The organism is Pantoea sp. Lu_F5_004, from assembly GCF_051136245.1.
In the GTDB taxonomy this organism is placed as follows: domain Bacteria; phylum Pseudomonadota; class Gammaproteobacteria; order Enterobacterales; family Enterobacteriaceae; genus Pantoea; species Pantoea agglomerans.
In genome coordinates this window covers 432,196-450,867 of the sequence record NZ_CP194946.1, presented here as the reverse complement: position 1 = coordinate 450,867, position 18,672 = coordinate 432,196, and the positions used below count along the sequence as shown (strand labels likewise).

Annotated in this window: 20 protein-coding genes and 1 pseudogene; 5 read left to right on the top strand and 16 right to left on the bottom strand. The window is 57.3% G+C overall.

Going from position 1 to position 18,672, the window contains the following annotated elements:
- Positions 1-37: 37 nt before the first annotated feature.
- From ACR8BN_RS02075 to ppiA, 3 genes are all read right to left on the bottom strand, one after another.
- The gene (locus tag ACR8BN_RS02075) at positions 38-631 is read right to left on the bottom strand and encodes a putative adenosine monophosphate-protein transferase Fic (protein WP_022624052.1); all 594 of its coding nucleotides are present in this window, start codon (positions 629-631) and stop codon (positions 38-40) included.
- On the bottom strand, positions 621-791 hold the full coding sequence (locus ACR8BN_RS02070) for a YhfG family protein (protein WP_071941047.1): 171 nt from the start codon (positions 789-791) through the stop codon (positions 621-623). The genes ACR8BN_RS02075 and ACR8BN_RS02070 overlap by 11 nt, the downstream gene beginning before the upstream one ends.
- A 99-nt stretch (positions 792-890) precedes the next feature.
- Positions 891-1,463 carry a peptidylprolyl isomerase A gene (gene ppiA, locus ACR8BN_RS02065; protein ID WP_003852970.1) on the bottom strand — a complete coding sequence of 191 codons (573 nt, stop codon included), beginning with the start codon at positions 1,461-1,463 and terminating at the stop codon, positions 891-893.
- Positions 1,464-1,724: 261 nt separating this feature from the next.
- Here ppiA and tsgA point away from each other — a divergent pair, with 261 nt between their 5' ends.
- Positions 1,725-2,903, top strand: coding sequence for an MFS transporter TsgA (gene tsgA, locus ACR8BN_RS02060; protein WP_031593897.1), 1,179 nt, complete (start codon positions 1,725-1,727; stop codon positions 2,901-2,903).
- Positions 2,904-2,938: 35 nt separating this feature from the next.
- On the opposite strand, the gene ACR8BN_RS02055 is transcribed toward tsgA, so the two are convergent.
- The gene (locus tag ACR8BN_RS02055) at positions 2,939-4,216 is read right to left on the bottom strand and encodes a cytosine deaminase (protein ID WP_424998997.1); all 1,278 of its coding nucleotides are present in this window, start codon (positions 4,214-4,216) and stop codon (positions 2,939-2,941) included.
- 217 nt (positions 4,217-4,433) lie between these two features.
- On the opposite strand from ACR8BN_RS02055, the gene nirB reads away from it, so the two are divergent.
- Genes nirB through cysG form a run of 3 tightly spaced genes read left to right on the top strand, consistent with a single transcriptional unit; the run spans position 4,434 to position 8,707 of the window.
- The gene (gene nirB / locus ACR8BN_RS02050) at positions 4,434-6,974 is read left to right on the top strand and encodes a nitrite reductase large subunit NirB (RefSeq protein ID WP_434747295.1); all 2,541 of its coding nucleotides are present in this window, start codon (positions 4,434-4,436) and stop codon (positions 6,972-6,974) included.
- Entirely contained in the window at positions 6,971-7,297 is a 327-nt protein-coding gene (gene nirD / locus ACR8BN_RS02045; protein WP_064704155.1) for a nitrite reductase small subunit NirD, read from the top strand. The genes nirB and nirD overlap by 4 nt, the downstream gene beginning before the upstream one ends.
- A gap of 45 nt (positions 7,298-7,342) precedes the next feature.
- Positions 7,343-8,707, top strand: a complete 1,365-nt coding sequence (gene cysG / locus ACR8BN_RS02040) for a siroheme synthase CysG (RefSeq protein ID WP_235764614.1) — start codon at positions 7,343-7,345, stop codon at positions 8,705-8,707.
- A gap of 58 nt (positions 8,708-8,765) precedes the next feature.
- On the opposite strand, the gene trpS is transcribed toward cysG, so the two are convergent.
- The 7 genes and pseudogenes from trpS to aroK form a co-directional block, all read right to left on the bottom strand.
- Positions 8,766-9,767 (bottom strand): tryptophan--tRNA ligase, encoded by a 1,002-nt coding sequence (gene trpS / locus ACR8BN_RS02035; protein ID WP_143789917.1) that lies wholly within the window; start codon positions 9,765-9,767, stop codon positions 8,766-8,768.
- Positions 9,768-9,783: 16 nt separating this feature from the next.
- Positions 9,784-10,461: a phosphoglycolate phosphatase gene (locus tag ACR8BN_RS02030; protein WP_031593903.1), complete on the bottom strand. Its 678-nt coding sequence runs from the start codon at positions 10,459-10,461 to the stop codon at positions 9,784-9,786.
- On the bottom strand, positions 10,445-11,128 hold the full coding sequence (gene rpe / locus ACR8BN_RS02025) for a ribulose-phosphate 3-epimerase (RefSeq protein ID WP_010253116.1): 684 nt from the start codon (positions 11,126-11,128) through the stop codon (positions 10,445-10,447). Before rpe ends, ACR8BN_RS02030 begins: the two co-directional genes overlap by 17 nt.
- A gap of 67 nt (positions 11,129-11,195) precedes the next feature.
- Positions 11,196-12,011: an adenine-specific DNA-methyltransferase gene (gene dam, locus ACR8BN_RS02020; protein ID WP_022624047.1), complete on the bottom strand. Its 816-nt coding sequence runs from the start codon at positions 12,009-12,011 to the stop codon at positions 11,196-11,198.
- 93 nt (positions 12,012-12,104) lie between these two features.
- Positions 12,105-13,157: an SPOR domain-containing protein gene (locus tag ACR8BN_RS02015; RefSeq protein ID WP_434747294.1), complete on the bottom strand. Its 1,053-nt coding sequence runs from the start codon at positions 13,155-13,157 to the stop codon at positions 12,105-12,107.
- Between the two features lie 72 nt (positions 13,158-13,229).
- On the bottom strand, positions 13,230-14,318 hold the full coding sequence (gene aroB / locus ACR8BN_RS02010) for a 3-dehydroquinate synthase (RefSeq protein ID WP_434747293.1): 1,089 nt from the start codon (positions 14,316-14,318) through the stop codon (positions 13,230-13,232).
- 46 nt (positions 14,319-14,364) lie between these two features.
- Positions 14,365-14,877: pseudogene (aroK, locus tag ACR8BN_RS02005) on the bottom strand (shikimate kinase AroK); the annotation flags it as partial.
- Positions 14,878-14,974: 97 nt separating this feature from the next.
- Here aroK and ACR8BN_RS02000 point away from each other — a divergent pair.
- Positions 14,975-15,148: a hypothetical protein gene (locus ACR8BN_RS02000; RefSeq protein WP_223265993.1), complete on the top strand. Its 174-nt coding sequence runs from the start codon at positions 14,975-14,977 to the stop codon at positions 15,146-15,148.
- A 91-nt stretch (positions 15,149-15,239) separates the two neighbouring features.
- Here ACR8BN_RS02000 and hofQ read toward each other — a convergent pair whose 3' ends face one another.
- The 5 genes from hofQ to pilM are packed head-to-tail and all read right to left on the bottom strand — an operon-like array spanning position 15,240 to position 18,664.
- On the bottom strand, positions 15,240-16,511 hold the full coding sequence (gene hofQ / locus ACR8BN_RS01995) for a DNA uptake porin HofQ (protein ID WP_115387115.1): 1,272 nt from the start codon (positions 16,509-16,511) through the stop codon (positions 15,240-15,242).
- Positions 16,450-16,833: a HofP DNA utilization family protein gene (locus ACR8BN_RS01990; protein WP_069025451.1), complete on the bottom strand. Its 384-nt coding sequence runs from the start codon at positions 16,831-16,833 to the stop codon at positions 16,450-16,452. The genes hofQ and ACR8BN_RS01990 overlap by 62 nt, the downstream gene beginning before the upstream one ends.
- A complete protein-coding gene (locus tag ACR8BN_RS01985) occupies positions 16,823-17,323 on the bottom strand; it encodes a hypothetical protein (protein WP_193585295.1) in 501 nt (166 codons plus the stop codon). The genes ACR8BN_RS01990 and ACR8BN_RS01985 overlap by 11 nt, the downstream gene beginning before the upstream one ends.
- On the bottom strand, positions 17,316-17,858 hold the full coding sequence (locus ACR8BN_RS01980) for a PilN domain-containing protein (RefSeq protein ID WP_083070478.1): 543 nt from the start codon (positions 17,856-17,858) through the stop codon (positions 17,316-17,318). The genes ACR8BN_RS01985 and ACR8BN_RS01980 overlap by 8 nt, the downstream gene beginning before the upstream one ends.
- Positions 17,858-18,664 carry a type IV pilus biogenesis protein PilM gene (gene pilM / locus ACR8BN_RS01975; protein WP_039388934.1) on the bottom strand — a complete coding sequence of 269 codons (807 nt, stop codon included), beginning with the start codon at positions 18,662-18,664 and terminating at the stop codon, positions 17,858-17,860. Before pilM ends, ACR8BN_RS01980 begins: the two co-directional genes overlap by 1 nt.
- Positions 18,665-18,672 lie beyond the last annotated feature (8 nt).

Sequence of the window (18,672 nt, the reverse complement as noted above, 5' to 3'; positions counted from 1 at the left end):
AGTCCAGAATAGTTACCCGCGCCGCTATTCTACGCGGTTAAGCCGCCTCGCTCACCACTTTCGCAAATACCTGCTCCAGCAGAGTCAGGTCTCCGGCCACACCGGCCTGATTCGCCGCTTTCCAGCTCTCAGCGTCCGTCTCTTCCCAGGAGAGCAGATAACCGGCATGCAGCGCCAGCTGTTCAAAGAAAATCCGCTGCGCCCGACCATTGCCGTGGCGGAAAGGATGCAACATATTGATTTCGCAATAGTAGTGGGCAACACGCTCAATAAACGCGTCACGCGGCAGGTCAGCGAGTCCCTTCTCCTCCTCCAGCGCGGCCATCAGGGCGTTACCTTCCTTTTCGATATATTCGAAATGACAGAACGGCGTCTCATCGCGCCAGATATCGATGGTGCGCAGTTCACCAGCCCAGCTGTAGACGTCCTGAAACAGCGTACGGTGGATCTGGCGCAGGTAAGGCAGTCCAGGATTACGGGGGCCAAGCTCCAGCGTGGCGGCACGCGCCGCACTGAAGCTCAGCTCCGCCTTACGCAGCTGCGCGGCATCGTGAATATCGGGCAGGTTTTTTAGCACATTGTCATGCTGCCACAGATAGGGATCCTGGCTGACGGCGGTATTAGAGTCCATATTGCCTCCTCAGTGACGCCAGACGTGCGGCCGCATCATCGCTGTTTACGCTGGTTTCATTTGGCGTAAAGCCTTCCAGCCGACAGCTGGCCTGATAGCTGGCGCTACGCCGCTGTCGCCACAGGGTGACCTTCTGTTTTTCGGTGAGTTTGTTCGCCATGCCGCCTCCTGCTCAGGTTTTTGCCCTAAGTATAAGAGCAAATTCTGGCTTTGCCGGATGCGGCAGGCGGTCGCCATCCGCAGATGGCGACGAACGGACTTAAGGCAGGACTTTGGCGGAGAGGATAACTACCGGTTTGGACGGAACATTCTGGTAAGGACCCACATCTTTGGTCGGTACCTGAGAAATTTTTTCAACCACATCCTGACCTTTCACAATCTTACCAAATACGGCATAGCCAAAATCGCGCTGTCCGTGGTCGAGGAATGCATTATCCGCGACGTTGAGGAAGAACTGGCTGGTCGCACTGTCTTTATCGGCGGTACGTGCCATGGAGATCGTGCCGCGCAGGTTACGCAGGCCGTTATCCGCTTCATTCTTGATCGGCGCGTTGGTCTGCTTCTGCTGCATGTCCGTAGTGAAGCCCCCACCCTGCACCATAAAGCCCGGGATCACGCGGTGAAAAATGGTGTTGTTGTAAAAACCGTTGTTGACGTAATCAACGAAGTTTTTCACAGAAACCGGCGCTTTCTGGTTATTCAGTTCGAGTTCGATATTGCCGGCGGAGGTGGTGAGCAGAACGTGGGTGTCACCTTTTGCAGCCAGCGCCTGGGCGGAAACGGAAGAGAGCGCTAACAGGGTGATGGCCGCTGTTAAAGTACGTTTAAACATGAAAGATTCCTTACCTGGGAGAGCGGGCACAAAAACGTGATTGATTGTAAAGAGACTCTATTCCAGGAGCCAGCGTTTTACCTATATTTACGCTGTGACAGCAAATGGGGGGAGCAAACGTTAAACCCCGGCAATTACGTGATTAAAATCACACAACACATGAAATATGGATCTCTGGTTTCACTGGTTGTTTATTAAGATCACGGTTCCGTTTACACTTTCTGACACTTTTTGGCACCCGGTTCTCAACAGGTTCAGAACATGACAAACCGTAATCGTATTGGCCTCACCTGGATAAGCTTCTTCTCCTACGCGCTTACCGGCGCGCTGGTGATCGTTACCGGCATGGTAATGGGCGATATCGCAAAAGATTTCCAGATCCCCATCTCCAGCATGAGTAATACCTTCACCTTCCTCAACAGCGGCATCCTGGCTGCGGTTTTCCTGAACGCCTGGCTGATGGTGATTGTGCCACTGAAGCGTCAGCTGATTTTCGGCTTCGTCCTAATGGTACTGGCGATAATCGGGTTGATGACCAGCCGCGATCTGACCGTCTTCTCGCTCTGTATGTTTGTGCTGGGCGTGGTCAGCGGCATTACCATGTCGATCGGCACCTTCCTGATCACCCATATGTATGAAGGCCGTCAGCGTGGTTCACGCCTGCTGTTTACCGACTCCTTCTTCAGCATGGCGGGCACGCTGTTTCCGGTGCTGGCAGGGATTCTGCTGGCGCGTCAGCTGCCGTGGTACTGGGTCTACGTCTGCATCGGCTTTATCTACGTCGCGATCTTCATCATGACGCTGTTTGTTGAATTCCCGGTGCTGCGTAAGCCTGAAAACAGCCCGACAGTTGAGAAAGAAAAATGGGGTGTGGGCGTGCTGCTGCTGGCAGTGGCGGCGCTCTGCTACATTCTGGGCCAGCTTGGCTTTATCTCCTGGGTGCCGGAATATGCCACCAAAGTCATGGGCATGAATATTAATGATGCCGGACAACTGGTGGGCAGCTTCTGGACCGCTTATATGGTGGGTATGTGGGCCTTCAGCTTCCTGCTGCGCTTCTTCGATCTGCAACGCATTCTGATGGTGCTGGCGGGACTGGCTACCGTGCTGATGTACTGGTTCGTCAGCAGCCAGGATGCCAGCATGCTGAAGTGGATCATTATGGTGTTGGGCTTCAGCTCCAGCGCGATTTACACCACCATCATCACGCTCGGCTCGCTGCAGACCAAAGTGGCGTCACCGAAGCTAGTGAACTTCATTCTGACCTGCGGTACCGTCGGCACCATGCTGACCTTCGTGGTGACCGCGCCGATTGTCGAGAAGAGCGGCGTGCACACGGCACTGGCCACCGCCAATGGCCTCTACGCGGTGGTGTTTGTGATGTGTGTCCTGCTGGGGCTGGTCACTAAACATCGCTCGCACGGTCACGTTACGCATTAATCATTCAGGGCGGCGATTGATCGCCGCCCTGCTGTTTAACGCCGGAAGTCTATACGCTCCCGCTCCCGCCAGTAAATCTCGCTTTCTGCAGGCTTCGTCTCTGCCACCACGATGCCGCGACGCAGTGAATAGCGCACCGGAACCTGCCTTCTTACCGCATCAAAACCACTCTCTGCCGGCAGAATAATCAGACTGGCATCGTTACCGGTCTGAATGCCATAGCCTGACAGCTGCAGCGACTTCGCGCTGTTATGCGTAATCAGATCCAGACCCGCATCAATCTGCTCATAGCCCATCAACTGACAGACGTGTAAGCCCATATGCAGCACCTGCAGCATGCTGGCGGTGCCCAGCGGATACCAGGGATCGAACACATCGTCGTGGCCGAAACAGACGTTAATCTCCGCCTCCAGCATCTCTTTCACCCGCGTAATGCCGCGCCGCTTAGGGTAGGTATCAAAGCGGCCCTGCAGGTGAATATTGACCAGCGGATTCGCGACAAAATTAATGCCCGACAGCTTAAGCAGTCGAAACAGTCGTGAGGTATACGCGCCATTGTAAGAGTGCATCGCGGTGGTATGACTGGCCGTCACGCGCGCGCCGTTGCCATCGCGATGCGCCAGCGCCGCCACGGTTTCCACAAAGCGCGACTGTTCATCATCGATCTCATCGCAGTGAACATCGATCAACCGATCATAGCGGTTAGCCAGCGCAAAGGTTTTATGCAGCGACTCAACGCCATATTCACGGGTGAATTCGTAATGCGGAATCGCGCCGACCACATCCGCGCCCAGCCGCAATGCCTCCTCCAGCAACGCTTCACCGTTGGGATAAGAGAGAATGCCCTCCTGGGGAAAAGCAACAATCTGGATAGTGATCCACGGCGCCATCTCTGCCTTTAGCTCCAGCATCGCTTTAAGCGCCGTCAGTGACGGGTCAGAAACGTCAACATGGGTACGGACAAACTGAATGCCGTTGGCAATCTGCCACTTCAGCGTCTGCATCGCCCGCCGCTTAACATCTTCATGACTGAGCATGGCTTTGCGTTCAGCCCAGCGCTCAATGCCTTCAAACAGCGTCCCGGACTGGTTCCACGCGGGTTCGCCAGCGGTCTGGGTCGTATCCAGATGAATATGCGGCTCAATAAAAGGCGCGCAGGCTAAGCCACCCTCGCCGTCCAGCGATTCATCCGCCGGTGAAGCGTGCTGCGGCTGGGCTGAGAGCCGGGCAATTTTGCCATCGGCGATGGCGATCTGCCATAACCCATCCCGCCAGGGTAAACGCACGTTATTGATCCACTTAGGTGACATCATTGCCGACTCCTTTTCCGGTTTTGTGTTTTAAAACTAACACGATTCAGGTGACCCGCCGCAAGCCCGAATAATCAGCGGGTTATCCGAACCAGAAAAAATTATTTCAAATCAACCATATACCTCTTAATAGGTATATGGCGTCGTGGTTGATGTATATCAATAAGTGCCGGAAACGGCGCGCTATTGTAGCCGCAGATATCGCAAATTTGAGGCAAAAATGAGCAAGCACAATGTCGTCGTTATCGGTAACGGCATGGTCGGCCACCGCTTCATAGAAGAATTACTAGAGAAAGCGGAACCTGACCAGTTTTCGCTGACCGTCTTTTGTGAAGAACCCCGTGTCGCCTATGATCGTGTCCACCTGTCCGCCTACTTTTCCCATCACACCGCTGAAGAATTGTCGCTGGTTCGTGAAGGCTATTACGACAAACATCAGGTCAATCTGCTGCTGGGTGAACGCGCCATCACGATCAACCGTGATGAGAAGCTCATTCACTCCAGTACCGGTCGCGCGGTGCATTACGATACGCTGATTTTTGCCACCGGCTCTTATCCGTGGATCCCGCCAATCAACGGTGCTGAAGGCAGCGACTGCTTTGTCTATCGCACCATCGAGGATCTCAACGCCATCGAAGCCTGTTCGCGCCGCAGCAAACGCGGTGCGGTGATTGGCGGCGGCCTGCTGGGGCTGGAAGCGGCGGGCGCACTGAAAAATCTGGGCATTGAAACCCACGTTATTGAATTTGCGCCGGTGCTGATGGCGGAGCAGTTAGATCAGCAAGGCGGTGAGCAGTTACGCCGCAAGATTGAGCAGATGGGTGTGCGGGTCCATACCGGTAAAAATACCCGACAGATTGTGCATCACGAGCACGGCGGCAAAACGCTGCAGTTTGCTGATGGCAGCGCGCTGGAGGTCGATTTTATTGTCTTCTCGACCGGTATCCGGCCGCAGGACAAGCTGGCGAAGCAGTGTGGATTAGCACTGGGTCCGCGCGGCGGCATTGCCATTGATGACCAGTGCCGGACCAGCGATCCCACCATTTACGCCATCGGTGAGTGCGCTGCCTGGCAGAATCGTGTCTATGGCCTGGTGGCGCCGGGATACAAAATGGCCCAGGTCGCCAGCGACCATCTGCTGGGCCGCGACAATGCGTTTACCGGCGCGGACATGAGCGCCAAACTGAAGCTGCTGGGTGTCGATGTCGGCGGCATTGGCGATGCGCGCGGCACTACGCCAGGCGCTCGCAGCGTGGTCTGGCTGGATGAGAGCAAATCGATCTACAAACGCCTGATTATCAGTGAAGATCAGAAAACCCTGCTGGGTGCCGTACTGGTGGGCGACACCAGCGACTATGGCAACCTGCTGCAGCTGGTGCTGAATGGTATTCCGCTGCCTGCTAATCCGGAAGCGCTGATTCTGCCAGCCGGCAGCGGTGATAAACCGGCCATCGGCGTCGATTCTCTGCCTGATACCGCACAAATCTGCTCCTGTTTTGACGTCAGTAAAGGCGACATCATTAAGGCGGTTCAGGGTGGCTGTCATACCGTGGCAGCACTGAAAAGCAGCACCCGTGCCGGCACCGGTTGCGGTGGCTGTATCCCACTGATCACCCAGGTTCTCAACAGTGAACTCAGCCGTCAGGGCATTGAGGTCAATAATCATCTTTGCGCCCACTTCGCCTGGTCACGCCAGGAGCTTTATCACCTGATTCAGGTAGAGGAGATTAAAACCTTTGACGAACTGCTGGCCCGCTATGGTCAGGGTTACGGCTGTGAAGTGTGCAAGCCGGTGGTTGGCTCACTGCTCGCCTCCTGCTGGAATGAGTATGTGCTCAAGCCCCAGCACGCGCCGTTACAGGACAGCAACGACCTCTATCTTGGCAACATCCAGAAAGATGGCACCTACTCGGTGATCCCGCGCTCGCCCGGCGGTGAAATCACGCCTCAGGGACTGAAAGTGATTGGCGAGATCGCCGAGCGCTATCAGCTCTACACCAAAATTACCGGCTCTCAGCGCATCGGTCTGTTTGGCGCGCAGAAAGACGATCTGCCCGCCATCTGGTCACAGCTGATCGACGCCGGATTTGAAACCGGCCAGGCCTACGCCAAGGCGTTACGGATGGCGAAAACCTGTGTTGGCAGCGCCTGGTGCCGTTATGGCGTGGGTGACAGCCTCGGCTTCGGCGTGATGCTGGAGAACCGCTACAAAGGCATCCGTACGCCGCATAAGATGAAGTTTGGCGTCTCTGGCTGCACCCGCGAATGTGCGGAAGCACAGGGCAAGGATGTCGGCATTATCGCGACGGAAAAAGGGTGGAACCTCTACGTCTGCGGCAACGGCGGCATGAAACCGCGCCATGGCGATCTGCTGGCGGCCGATCTCGATCAGCAGACGCTGGTCACCTATCTCGACCGTTTCATGATGTTCTATATCCGCACCGCCGACAAACTGCAGCGCACCTCGCTGTGGCTGGAGAGTCTGGAAGGCGGCATCGACTATCTGCGTAAGGTGATCGTGGATGACAAACTTGGCCTCAACAGCCAGATGGAGCAGCAGCTGGCCGCCCTGCGTACCAGCGTCAGCTGCGAATGGAAAGCGACGCTGGAAGATAAGGATCACCTGACGCGCTTTGCCCACTTTATCAACTCGCCGCAGCGCGATCCTGGCGTGCAGCGGGTGGCGGAGCGCGACCAGCACCGCCCGGCACGCGCCGATGAACGCATTGCCGTGACCCTGATTGAGGAGACCGAATCATGAGCCAGTGGAATCCGGTGTGTCCGCTGACGCAGATCCTGCCCGCTACGGGCGTCTGCGCGCTGGTCAGAGGCCAGCAGGTTGCTATCTTCCGTCCCCGCAACGATGAGCAGCTCTATGCCATCAGCAATATCGATCCTTTTGCCGGTGCCAGCGTGCTGTCACGCGGCATTATTGCTGAACATCAGGATGCGCTCTGGGTTGCCAGCCCGCTGAAAAAGCAGCGTTTCCGTCTTAGCGATGGCTACTGCATGGAGGATGAAACGCGCTCCGTGGCGGCCTGGCCGGTGCGGGTCAATGCCGGACAGGTCGAAGTCTGCCTGTAACTCCCGTCAACAGCCCGCCTCCGCGGGCTTTTTTAAGGACGTCTGATGGACTACTTCCCCTTGTTCTGCCGCCTGCAGGGCCGACGCTGCCTGCTGGTCGGCGCAGGTGACGTGGCTGAGCGGAAAGCCCGCCTGCTGCTGGAGGCCGGCGCCGAACTGCTGGTCGGTGCCCTTGATTTCTCCCCCGCCTTCCGGCAATGGGCGCAGCAGGAAACCGTCACGCTGCTGCCAGGGGCGTTTGATCCGCACTGGCTCACCGGCTGCTGGCTGGTGGTCGCCGCGACCAGCGACGATGCGGTTAATCAGCAGGTAGCTGAAGCCGCCGAAAAACAGCAGATCTTCTGCAACCTGGTGGATGCGCCGCAGCAGGCCAGCGCCATTATGCCGTCGATCATCGATCGTTCCCCGCTGATGGTCGCCGTCTCTTCCGGTGGACGCGCGCCGGTACTGGCGCGCCTGTTGCGGGAGAAGCTGGAGGCTATGCTGCCGCAACACCTTGGCCAGCTGGCGCAGCTGGCAGGCACCCTGCGCACGCGGGTTAAACAACAGTTCAGCTCTGTCAGTGCCCGCCGCCACTTCTGGGAGCGCTTCTTTAACAGCGAGCGGCTGGCCCAGACGCTGGCCAACGGCGACAGTGAACGCGCGGAGCAGATTACCGGCCAGCTCTTTAAGTCTGACCTTCGCCAACAGGGTGAAGTGGCGCTGGTCGGTGCCGGTCCGGGTGATGCCGGATTACTGACCCTGAAAGGCTTACAGCTAATCCAGCAGGCAGACGTCATCGTCTATGACCGGCTGGTCTCTGATGAGATCCTGAATCTGGTGCGCCGCGATGCCGAGCGCATTTTTGTCGGGAAACGCGCCGGACATCACTGCGTGCCGCAGGATGAGATCAACCAGCTGCTCTGCGAACAGGCGCAGCGGGGAAAACGCGTAGTGCGGCTGAAAGGCGGCGATCCCTTTATCTTTGGTCGCGGCGGTGAAGAGCTGGAAGCGCTGGCGCAGCTGCAGATTCCGTTCAGCGTGGTGCCGGGGATCACCGCCGCATCGGGCTGTGCAGCTTACAGCGGTATTCCCCTGACCCACCGCGATCATGCGCAGAGTGTCAGACTGGTTACCGGACATCTGCAGAAAGAGGGCACGCTCGCCTGGCAGACGCTGGCGGCGGAACAGCAGACGCTGGTCTTTTATATGGGGCTCACGCAGGCCGGCGAGATTCAGCAGCAGCTGATAAAGCACGGTATGCGCAGCGATATGCCGGTGGCGCTGGTGGAAAACGGCACCACTACGCGTCAACGCGTGGTCACCGGGACACTGAGCGAGCTGGAAGCGTTAGCCGGTCAGGTAACCAGTCCCAGCCTGATGATCATCGGCAGCGTGGTGAGTCTGCGTGGCAGCCTGCGCTGGTTCTGAGTCCTGCAAATAAAAACGGCGGGCACAATGCCCGCCGTCCTGGTTGTCTGCTCAGCCATTACGGCATCGCGACAAAGCCTACCGCCTGATAGACCTTCTTTAGCGTTTCCTGTGCCTGTGCGCGTGCTTTGGCCGCGCCATCACGCATCACCTGCTCCAGCAGTGCCTCATCGTTGCGGAAGCTGTGATAACGCTCCTGCAGCTCAGAGAGCATACCCGACACGGCATCGGCTACTGCGCCTTTCAGGTGGCCATACATCTTGCCTTCGAACTCCAGCTCCAGCTCGGCGATGGTTTTACCGGTCACGCCCGACAGAATATCCAGCAGGTTAGAGACGCCTGCTTTCTCTTTGATGTCGTAGCGCACCACTGGCGGCTCTTCAGAATCGGTGACGGCGCGTTTAATCTTCTTCACGACCGCTTTCGGATCTTCCAGCAGGCCGATCACGTTATTGCGGTTATCGTCAGACTTGGACATCTTCTTCGTCGGTTCCAGCAGCGACATCACGCGTGCGCCAGACTTCGGAATGAACGGCTCTGGCACCCGGAAGATATCGCCATAAATCGCATTGAAGCGATGCGCGATATCGCGGCTCAGCTCCAGATGCTGCTTCTGATCTTCACCCACCGGCACCTGGTTGGTCTGATAGAGCAGAATGTCAGCCGCCATCAGCACCGGATAGTCGAACAGACCGGCGTTGATGTTCTCTTCGTAACGCGCTGATTTATCCTTGAACTGCGTCATGCGGCTCAGTTCACCGAAGTAGGCGTAGCAGTTCAGGATCCAGCTCAGCTGCGTGTGCTCTGGCACATGCGACTGAACAAAGATGGTGCTTTTTTGCGGGTCGATACCACAGGCCAGATAGAGCGCCAGCGTGTCCAGCGTCGCTTTACGCAGTGCAACAGGATCCTGACGCACGGTGATCGCGTGCAGATCAACGATGCAATAAATGCAGTGGAAATCATCCTGCATCTGCACCCACTGACGCAGCGCTCCCATATAGTTGCCAATGGTCAGTTCGCCGGACGGCTGTGCGCCGCTGAAAACGATGGGTTTCATACTTAAGTCCTGATATTTACAGCCCCAGAGCGGGCAAAAGTTCGTCGAAAGAGTCGAGGGTTAAATCGGGCTGGCTGGTGGCAATCGGCTCGCCATAGTTATAGCCAAAGGTCATGCCGATATTGGGTACGCCCGCCGCCTGTGCCGCCTGGATATCATTGCGTGAGTCGCCGACAAACAGCAACTCATTCGGCAACACACCAAAGGTACCCAGCACCATAAAGATTGCCGCAGGATGCGGTTTTTTAACCGGCACATCGTCGCCACCGATAATCAGCGAAAACGCATCAGCAATGCCAAGCGAATCCAGTAGCGGTGCCACAAACGGCGTCGGCTTGTTGGTGACTATCGCCATCGGCAGCCCGGCAGCCTTTAATGCGGCCAGCGTCTGCTTTACCTGTGGAAACAGCGTACTGCCTGCATCCACGGTATCGGCATAATGCCGGTCAAACAGCGCCCGCGCATCACGCTGCTCTTCCGGCTGCGGCTCACGGCCCAGCGCGAAGGTCAGCGCACGGGCCATCATGATATCCGCTCCGTTGCCAATCCAGGTTGAGACACGCTCAAGGCCCGCCTGCGGCAGACGGAGATCGTTCAGCGTGCGATCAATCGCATCGGCCAGGCCGGGTGCGCTATCCACCAGTGTCCCATCAAGATCAAACGCCAGCGCACGAATATCAGTGAAATGAGCCATTGGCCTTCTCCAGTTCGTTGCGCATATCGTCGATCACTTTTTTATAGTCAGGGTGACCGAAGATCGCGGAACCGGCGACAAACATGTCGGCACCAGCGGCGGCAATCTGGCCAATATTGTCGATCTTCACGCCGCCATCCACTTCAAGACGAATGCTGTAACCGCTCTGATCGATACGCCTGCGCGCTTCACGCAGTTTATCCAGTGTGCCAGGAATAAATGACTGACCGCCAAAGCCGGGGTTCACTGACATCAGCAGAATGATATCCAGCTTATCCATGACGTAATCGAGGTAGCTCAGCGGGGTCGCCGGGTTAAACACCAGACCCGCTTTGCAGCCATGCTCTTTAATGATTTGCAGGGTGCGGTCAACGTGTTCGCTGGCTTCGGGATGAAAGGTGATGTAGGTGGCACCCGCTTTGGCGAAATCAGGGATCAGCGCATCTACCGGCTTCACCATCAGATGCACATCGATGGGGGCAGTGATGCCATAGTCGCGCAGTGCTTTCAGCACCATCGGACCCATGGTCAGATTAGGCACGTAGTGGTTGTCCATCACGTCGAAGTGAACCACGTCACCTCCGGCCGCCAGCGCTTTGGCTGTGTCTTCGCCCAGGCGAGCAAAGTCCGCCGAAAGGATTGAAGGGGCCAGCAAATATTGTTTCATCCGATTCTCCCACTGTTGTGCGCCAGCACGCAGGCTGGCGTAATGCGTTGGTCGCGGACGAAACAGACTAGCTATAAAGTGCCAGCAGTTCGTCGACCTTGGTGCGACCCGTTATGCTTCGGCTGATAGAACGCCGGGCTTTGACCACATGTAACTCTGCATCCTGATACCATAAACGCGTCAGTGCAGTGTCGTGGTTAGAAATCAGTACCGGAATCCGGTTCTCCGACGAAGCCAGCTTTGCCGCTAACGCCGCCAGGTTCTCCTGCTCACGCAGGCTGAAGCTGTTGGTGTGATAAGCCGTGAAATTGGCCGTTGCCGACAGCGGCGCATAAGGCGGATCGCAATAGACTACCGAGCCTTTACCGGCATTGGTCAGGGTAACATCGTACGATTCACAGACAAACGTCGCTTTTTGCGCACGCTCGGCAAACCATAACAGTTCTGCTTCCGGAAAGTAGGGTTTACGATAGCGGCCAAACGGCACGTTGAACTCGCCACGCAGGTTATAGCGACAGAGGCCGTTGTAACAGTGACGGTTCAGATAGAGGAACAACAGCGCGCGCAGGTAGGCGTCGGTGCTGGTGTTAAATTCGGTGCGACGCTGGTAATAACAGATCTCGTTGTTACTTTCCGGCGTAAACAGCAGCTGCGCGTCACGGATGAAATCCGCCGTGCGCGTTTTAACAATGTTATAGAGATTAATCAGGTCACTGTTGATATCGGCCAGATGGTAGCGATCAAATTCAGTGTTCAGAAACACTGAACCCGCGCCAACAAAGGGTTCTACCAGACAGTCGCCTTGCGGCAGATGGCGATGGATCTCTTCTACTAAGGGAAATTTTCCCCCTGCCCATTTCAGGAAAGCGCGATTTTTTTTCATGCTGTCGTGGTTATTACATCTTATTGTGAGGCTGTGGCTGGACCGACAGCAGATCTGCGCTTAAAACGGGGCCAGAAACTGGCCCCACATCCGCTATTGGCTGGCTTCTTTCTTCACCTGGCTTACTGGTTTAACCCACGGGTTCTTCGCACGCACTTCGGCAGGCAGTGAGGCTACCGCGCGTTTGGCATCAGCCGGTGTGGCATAGGAACCACTCACCAGCACGTACCACGGCTGACCGTTACGGGTGGTTTTGTAGACGTGATACCCACTCAGATTCTGCTGCTTAGCCCAGGCATTCAGGCTTTCCGCCTTCGATGCACCGCTCAGCTGCAGGGTATAGCTGCCGCCGGGCAATGATTTGCTGGCTGAACTGCTGCCTGCCGCCGCAGTGGCCGGAGCAGAAGGGGCTGGCGTACGTGCTGGCGTGGTATGCGTTTTGCTGTCACGGGTTGCAGGCTTCGAGGCAGTTTTATGCGATGAATCGTGCGCCGGACGGGCAGAACCGTTTGATTTGTTTGGCGTCTGACGGCCTGCAGGGGCCGTAACCGGATTCGCAGCCGTTCCGGCATTGCCGCTGACCGTGGCAGGCGCCGTTGGCAGTGAACTGCCACCCTGCGTGCCCACCGCGGCACTGTCGACCTGCTGCTGCTGATTACTCAGCGCGCTGTTGAGATCGCCCGGCAGCGTGACACGCTGCTGATTCGCTGGCGTCTCAACAGGGGCTGCCTGCGTAGGTGTTGAAGCCACAGGCGGCATTGAGACGTCGCGCTGCGGGTCAGATGCAGCATTACCGCTGGTCGCCGCGTTATTTTCGCTGGTAGCTGGCGTGGTCTGCTCGCCTGTCGGCGTCGTCTGTCCACCTGACATGGAAGAGGAGCCGGCCAGGTCGATGTTCTTCTCGCTGCCGGAACCACCGCCAGCGGCAGGCGTATTGCCCGCAGTAGCTGGTTTTTTCTCATCCGGGCCATTCAGCGCTGAACCAATACCCAGTACCAGTAACAGCAGAACCAGGATCCCGACACCCATCATGATGCGCTGGCGCGAAACCGGTATTTTGGCTGCGGGAGACGACTTACGAGGGCGCGAGGGACGGCGATCGCTGGCGTCAGGTTTTAACTCATCTTCCGGTTTAAACTCATCCATTTTGCCTCCTCCGTAAAGCGGCATTCCGCACTGCGCACCCTGCGCGCCGCGTCACCACTCAACTGCTTAATCTCAGGATTGCTGACAATCATTAATTGCAGCCAGCACCATATCATGTGCCACGCCACCACGCACTTCAGAGCGGCCAATCGACAGCGGGAGTACCAGCCGCAATTCGCCCGCCAGAACTTTCTTATCGCGCATCATGTGCGGCAGATACATCTCCGCACTCATCGCCTCCGGCCCATGCACCGGCAAACCGGCACGCAGGAACAGGGCAATAATGCGGTCCGTCTCCTGCGCCTGGAACTGCCCCAGGCGTTCAGCCGTGCATGCCGCCATCACCATGCCCGCTGCAATCGCTTCACCGTGCAGCCAGTTGCCATAGCCCATATGTGCTTCAATCGCATGACCAAAAGTATGGCCCAGATTCAGCAACGCCCGCTGACCGTTTTCACGCTCATCGGCGGCCACGACTTCGGCTTTCAGTTCACAGCAGCGACGAATGCAGTACGCCAGCGCCTGTTCATCCAGCGCCAGCAGGGCATCAAGATTCTGCTCCAGCCACTGGAAAAACGCACCGTCGAGGATGATGCCGTACTTAATCACTTCCGCCAGACCCGACGCCAGTTCGCGCGCGGGCAGCGTCTGCAGACAGGCAGTATCAATCACCACCGACGCGGGTTGATAAAACGCGCCGATCATGTTTTTGCCCAGCGGATGGTTAACGGCCGTTTTGCCGCCAACCGAAGAGTCGACCTGCGACAGTAAGGTGGTTGGTACCTGAATAAAGCGTACGCCACGCTGATAACTGGCCGCAGCAAAACCGGTAAGATCGCCAATAACGCCGCCGCCTAAGGCGATAAGCGTCGTATCACGACCGTGCGGCTTTTGCAGGAGCGCGGTAAAAACCTGATCCATCACGGCCAGCGTCTTATATTGCTCGCCGTCGGGTAAGATCACCTGATCCACTTTTACACCTGCCGCCGTCAGCAGCGCCGTCAGCTGGTCAAGATAAAGCGGAGCCAGCGTCTGGTTTGTCACCACCATGGCGTTTTCGCCCGCGGTTAGCGGCCAAAAAGAAGCCGGATCGTTAAACAGTCCGGCAGCGATAGTGATGGGGTAACTGCGTTCCCCCAGTGAGACGGTGATCTTCTCCATGATGCCCGATACCTGTTAAGGAGCCTTCGAACGTTGGATCAACTTTTTCCAACATGTGGATAATCTGATTCGCCACCACTTTCGCACTCTGATCATCTGTGCGAATGGTTACATCGGCGATCTCTTCGTAGAGCGGGTTACGTTCGCCAGCCAGCGCTTCGAGCACTTCACGCGGCGGTGAATCCACCTGCAGCAACGGACGTTTTTTGTCACGTTGGGTGCGCGCCAGTTGCTTCTCGATGGTGGTTTCAAGATAAACCACAACACCGCGGGCGGAGAGACGATTACGCGTTTCCCGGGATTTGACGGAACCACCGCCTGTCGCCAGGACGATGCCTTGCTTCTCGGTCAGTTCGTTAATGATTTTTTCTTCGCGATCGCGAAAGCCAGCTTCGCCTTCGACATCAAAAACCCAGCCCACATCCGCTCCGGTGCGTCGCTCAATTTCCTGATCGGAATCGAAGAACTCCATGTTGAGTTGCTGAGCCAACTGACGGCCAATAGTGCTTTTGCCGGCACCCATCGGCCCAACCAGAAAGATATTGCGTTTCTCTGCCATTTTGTCGGTATTACTAAGAATTCGTTAATGATACCCCGCGTTCAGCATTTGCTGGCGGGACAGGAACTGAGACCTCATGAGCGTTAGCAAGAGTCAGATGAAAAATTATCTCAACACTCAAGGCTGTTTGGCAACCGATTATATTGCCTTCAGCACATCCATTTCTGAATTGGCCTGTGTTCGCGAAACTGTAACGCGCCAGCGCTGCGTCTTTACAACGCTGCGTACAGAGGAGTTTTCTGATCTGTTTGCCGGGATTTACCCAGCATAGACGGTTACACCGTATTGAAAATCGCTAAACCTTGTAAGCTAATTCCTCTCCTGCGTCAACGCAGATGGCCTTAAGGGACGCATTTTCCGTTTTATCCAGCCGTAAGCGCTGCTTCCCTGACCAATCGCGGCGTAATGAAGATCACCAGCTCTCTTTTTTTGCGCTGATCAGATTGCTGGCGAAACAACCCGCCAATCAACGGTACATTACCCAGTAGCGGCACCTGATTCTGTCCGCGGGTGCGCTGCTGTTGAAAGATACCGCCTAACGCCAGTGTTTGCCCGTCACTGACCGTGACCTGAGTCTCAATTTCCTGTTTATCAATGGATAATATGTCGCTATCGCCGGCTCTGATGCTGCGACCCGGCATATTCTGACTGATATGAATCTTCAGCTGGATGCGGCCATTGCCGGAAATCGTCGGTGTCACCTCCATACCCAGCACCGCTTCTTTAAACTCAATACTGGTGGCACCGCTGTTTCCTGCCGACACCTCATAAGGAATTTCTGTGCCCTGTTTAATCGAAGCGGTCTGCTGATGTGAGGTAAAGAGACGCGGACTGGCGATGATTTCAATCTGGTTCTCCTGCTCCAGCGCACTTAACTCCAGATCCAGAAGCTGCCCCCCGATGCGCGCCAGCGCCATACCCACGCTGATGCCGGGTGAACTCACCGCCAGCGGAACATCCAGCCGGGGATGATGCAGAATATCAGTTACGGCGGCGTCCCCCGCCTGCAATCCCCACTTCACCCCCAGCTCCTGCAGATGCTCCTCGCTGATAGTGACGATGTGGGCTGACAGTTCAATCTGTTCCAGTGGCAGATCCAGCGCCCGTATCCAGCGCTCCGTCTCTTTCAAAGCCGCCGCAGTATCGCGCAGTAACAATGCGTTGGTGCGTTTGTCGACCGTCACGCTACCGCGCGGCGTCATCAGCGACTGACGCTCACTCAGCAGGCTGGCATACACCTCGCTGGCGCTGGCATAACGCAATATCACAGCGCGCTGTTGCAAAGGAACCTGCTGCAACTGTAGCTGCTGCTCAGCCTCACGTGCCTGCTGCTGAGCCTGCTGCCAGCTTTCCGGATAGACCAGCAGGACATTATCCTGTTCAACCAGCGTCAGCTTTGCCATGCGCGCCACCAGGTCGAGCGCCTGATGCCAGGGCAGATTATCCAGCCGCAGCGATAACGAACCTTCAACCTCTGGCGCAATCATCAGATTGATCTGCTGATAGTCAGCCAGCGCCTGCAAAATACGCTCTACCGGTGCGTTATCAAAAGTCAGACTGAGAGGCTCCTCATCAGCGGCGTAAACCGGCAGCAGGCAGCTTAGTAGTAGCAGCAGAGTGGTTATCCTTATCATGCGAACGTCCTTTTAAATAAAATACGGCCTGTTGTGCGTTGCAGCTATTCGGCACCGCTAAGGTGAGGCTGCGGCGAGTCATATCCGCCAGTTGCCAGGGTGCGAATGGAAATGGCTTGCCGGTGCGGGCCGTAACGCTCTCTCCCTGCGGGGTCAGCAGCCAGGCATGGAAATGCGCCTCCCGGCCAATGATCCCCTGCAGACGCCAGTCGGTGAGCGGTTCCACTGATGCCTCACAGACGGAACCGGCAACAGGCCGGAACGGATCGCGCGCCAGTACGCCGCTACAGCACAACAGTAAAATCAGCAGACTATGGCGCATCGTCAGGTTCCAGCCAGAGTTGAGCCTCCAGGTACTGCGGCTGCGCCAGCAGCTGGAAATGCACCGGAAACGGTGCGGAGGCCTGGGCAAGCTCGGCAAAAAGCGACTGGAACGCCGGCCACTGCAGATGCAGCGTCAGCATGCGTGAGGGGGCGTCCGGCTGCCACTCTTCCAGCTGGTTACGGCGTGCCGCCAGGATCTCTTCCACTGCACGGCCCGATGCAGATGCTGATCTCGCCATCTGCATCGACTGCAGCTGCAACTGCAACTGCAACTGCGCATTATCAGGGTTCTGACGCCACTGGTGCTGACGCAGCTGCAGAGTGCGGGTCAACTGCAACAGCCTCTGCTGTTCAGCAATTAGCGCCTGCTGCTGTGGCCGTAACCACAGGATCCAGGAGAGCAGCAGCAGACCGGATAAGAGCGCGGTGAGCGAGCCATAGCGCGCAATAGCGGCCATCTGCCACCAGCGATCCCACCATTCACTCACTGTTCACCTCCTGCATCTCTGCCCGCAGTGAAAACCGATAATGGCCATCAGCCTGACGCTTAACCCCGCCCTGCGTCACCTGACCAAACAGGGCCACGGTGGTTAACTGCTGGCGGAACTGTCGGACTGCCGCGATATCCTGCGCCCGCCCCTCCAGTGTCAGACGGTTGTCGCGCTTCTCCAGCCGGGTCAGCCAGGCGGTGTCGGGCAGTAACGCGGGTAAATCGAGCCAGAACTGCTGCCAGGCGGCCAGTTGTGCAGCCTGCTGGCGATGCCTGGCCTGCTGTTTTTGCACGACCGCGAGCTGCTCCAGTAACTGCTTCTGTTGCGCTAACTGCTGCCCCAGGCTTTCCAGCGCCTGCTGCTGCGCCCTGCTCGCCTGCGCCACCTGCTGACGCATCTGATGGATCCGCCAGGTTTGCTGCATCACCACCAGTAACAGGGTGCCCATCGCCAGTGACAGCATGATCAGGCTCTGTCGCCGCTGCTGTTGCCGACGGCGCTGCCGCCAGGGCAGCAGATTAACCGCGACCATCACTCATCTCCGTCGCGCAGCGCCAGCCCGGCCGCCAGCGCAAAAGCGCCCGGATTCTCCGGCAAAGGTGGCTGCTTATAACGAAACAGATCAAAAGGGGAAAACGCGCTAACGTCTGCGGGCAACGGCGTCTGCTCTGCGGTACACCAGGCGACAGAGCGAGTCCCGGGAAAGGCCTGCTGTTGCAGTGCCTCCAGCGTGGCGGCTTCGCCTGTGTCAGCAGCGGTGTGCGCATCGCTCCAGAGCCAGCGGTTATCCTGCTGCAGAACCAGCACCGCATCGTCCTGCAGCGCTGCCTGGCGGGCTAACCGCTTCAGCGCCTCGGTGGTCAGTTCGAACACCTGCGGCTTTAAACCCGCCTGCAACAGGGGGGCCGCCCACTGGTCGATAATCTCCAGCCGCGCTGCCGTGACGCAGAGCTGACCGCTCTGCGCATCCGGCCGGTAATCCAGCGCCAGCGCAGTAGGCTCCAGCGGAAAGAGACGGCGTGCGGCCGCCTGCACGTAGTGCCCCAGCGCGGGCTCATTCAGCGACTGCGCGGGAAGGGGAAGCTGGCGCTGCAGCACCAGCTGGGCTGGCAGTCCGACCCGCAGCGAATAACGGCGTGGCAATCGCTGACGCCAGGTCGTTAAGGCCGCCAGTAATTCAGGCGAAGATTGCAGCACGCCGTTTCTTAACGTATCTTGCGGCAGCCGCTGCTGCCACCAGTGGCGTAGCTGCCAGCCATCACGACGCGGCTGGAGGGCCAGGGCGCAAATCTGCCTATTCTGAATATCCAGCCCAATTTGCCAGGTATGAAAAGCCATACGCGCGA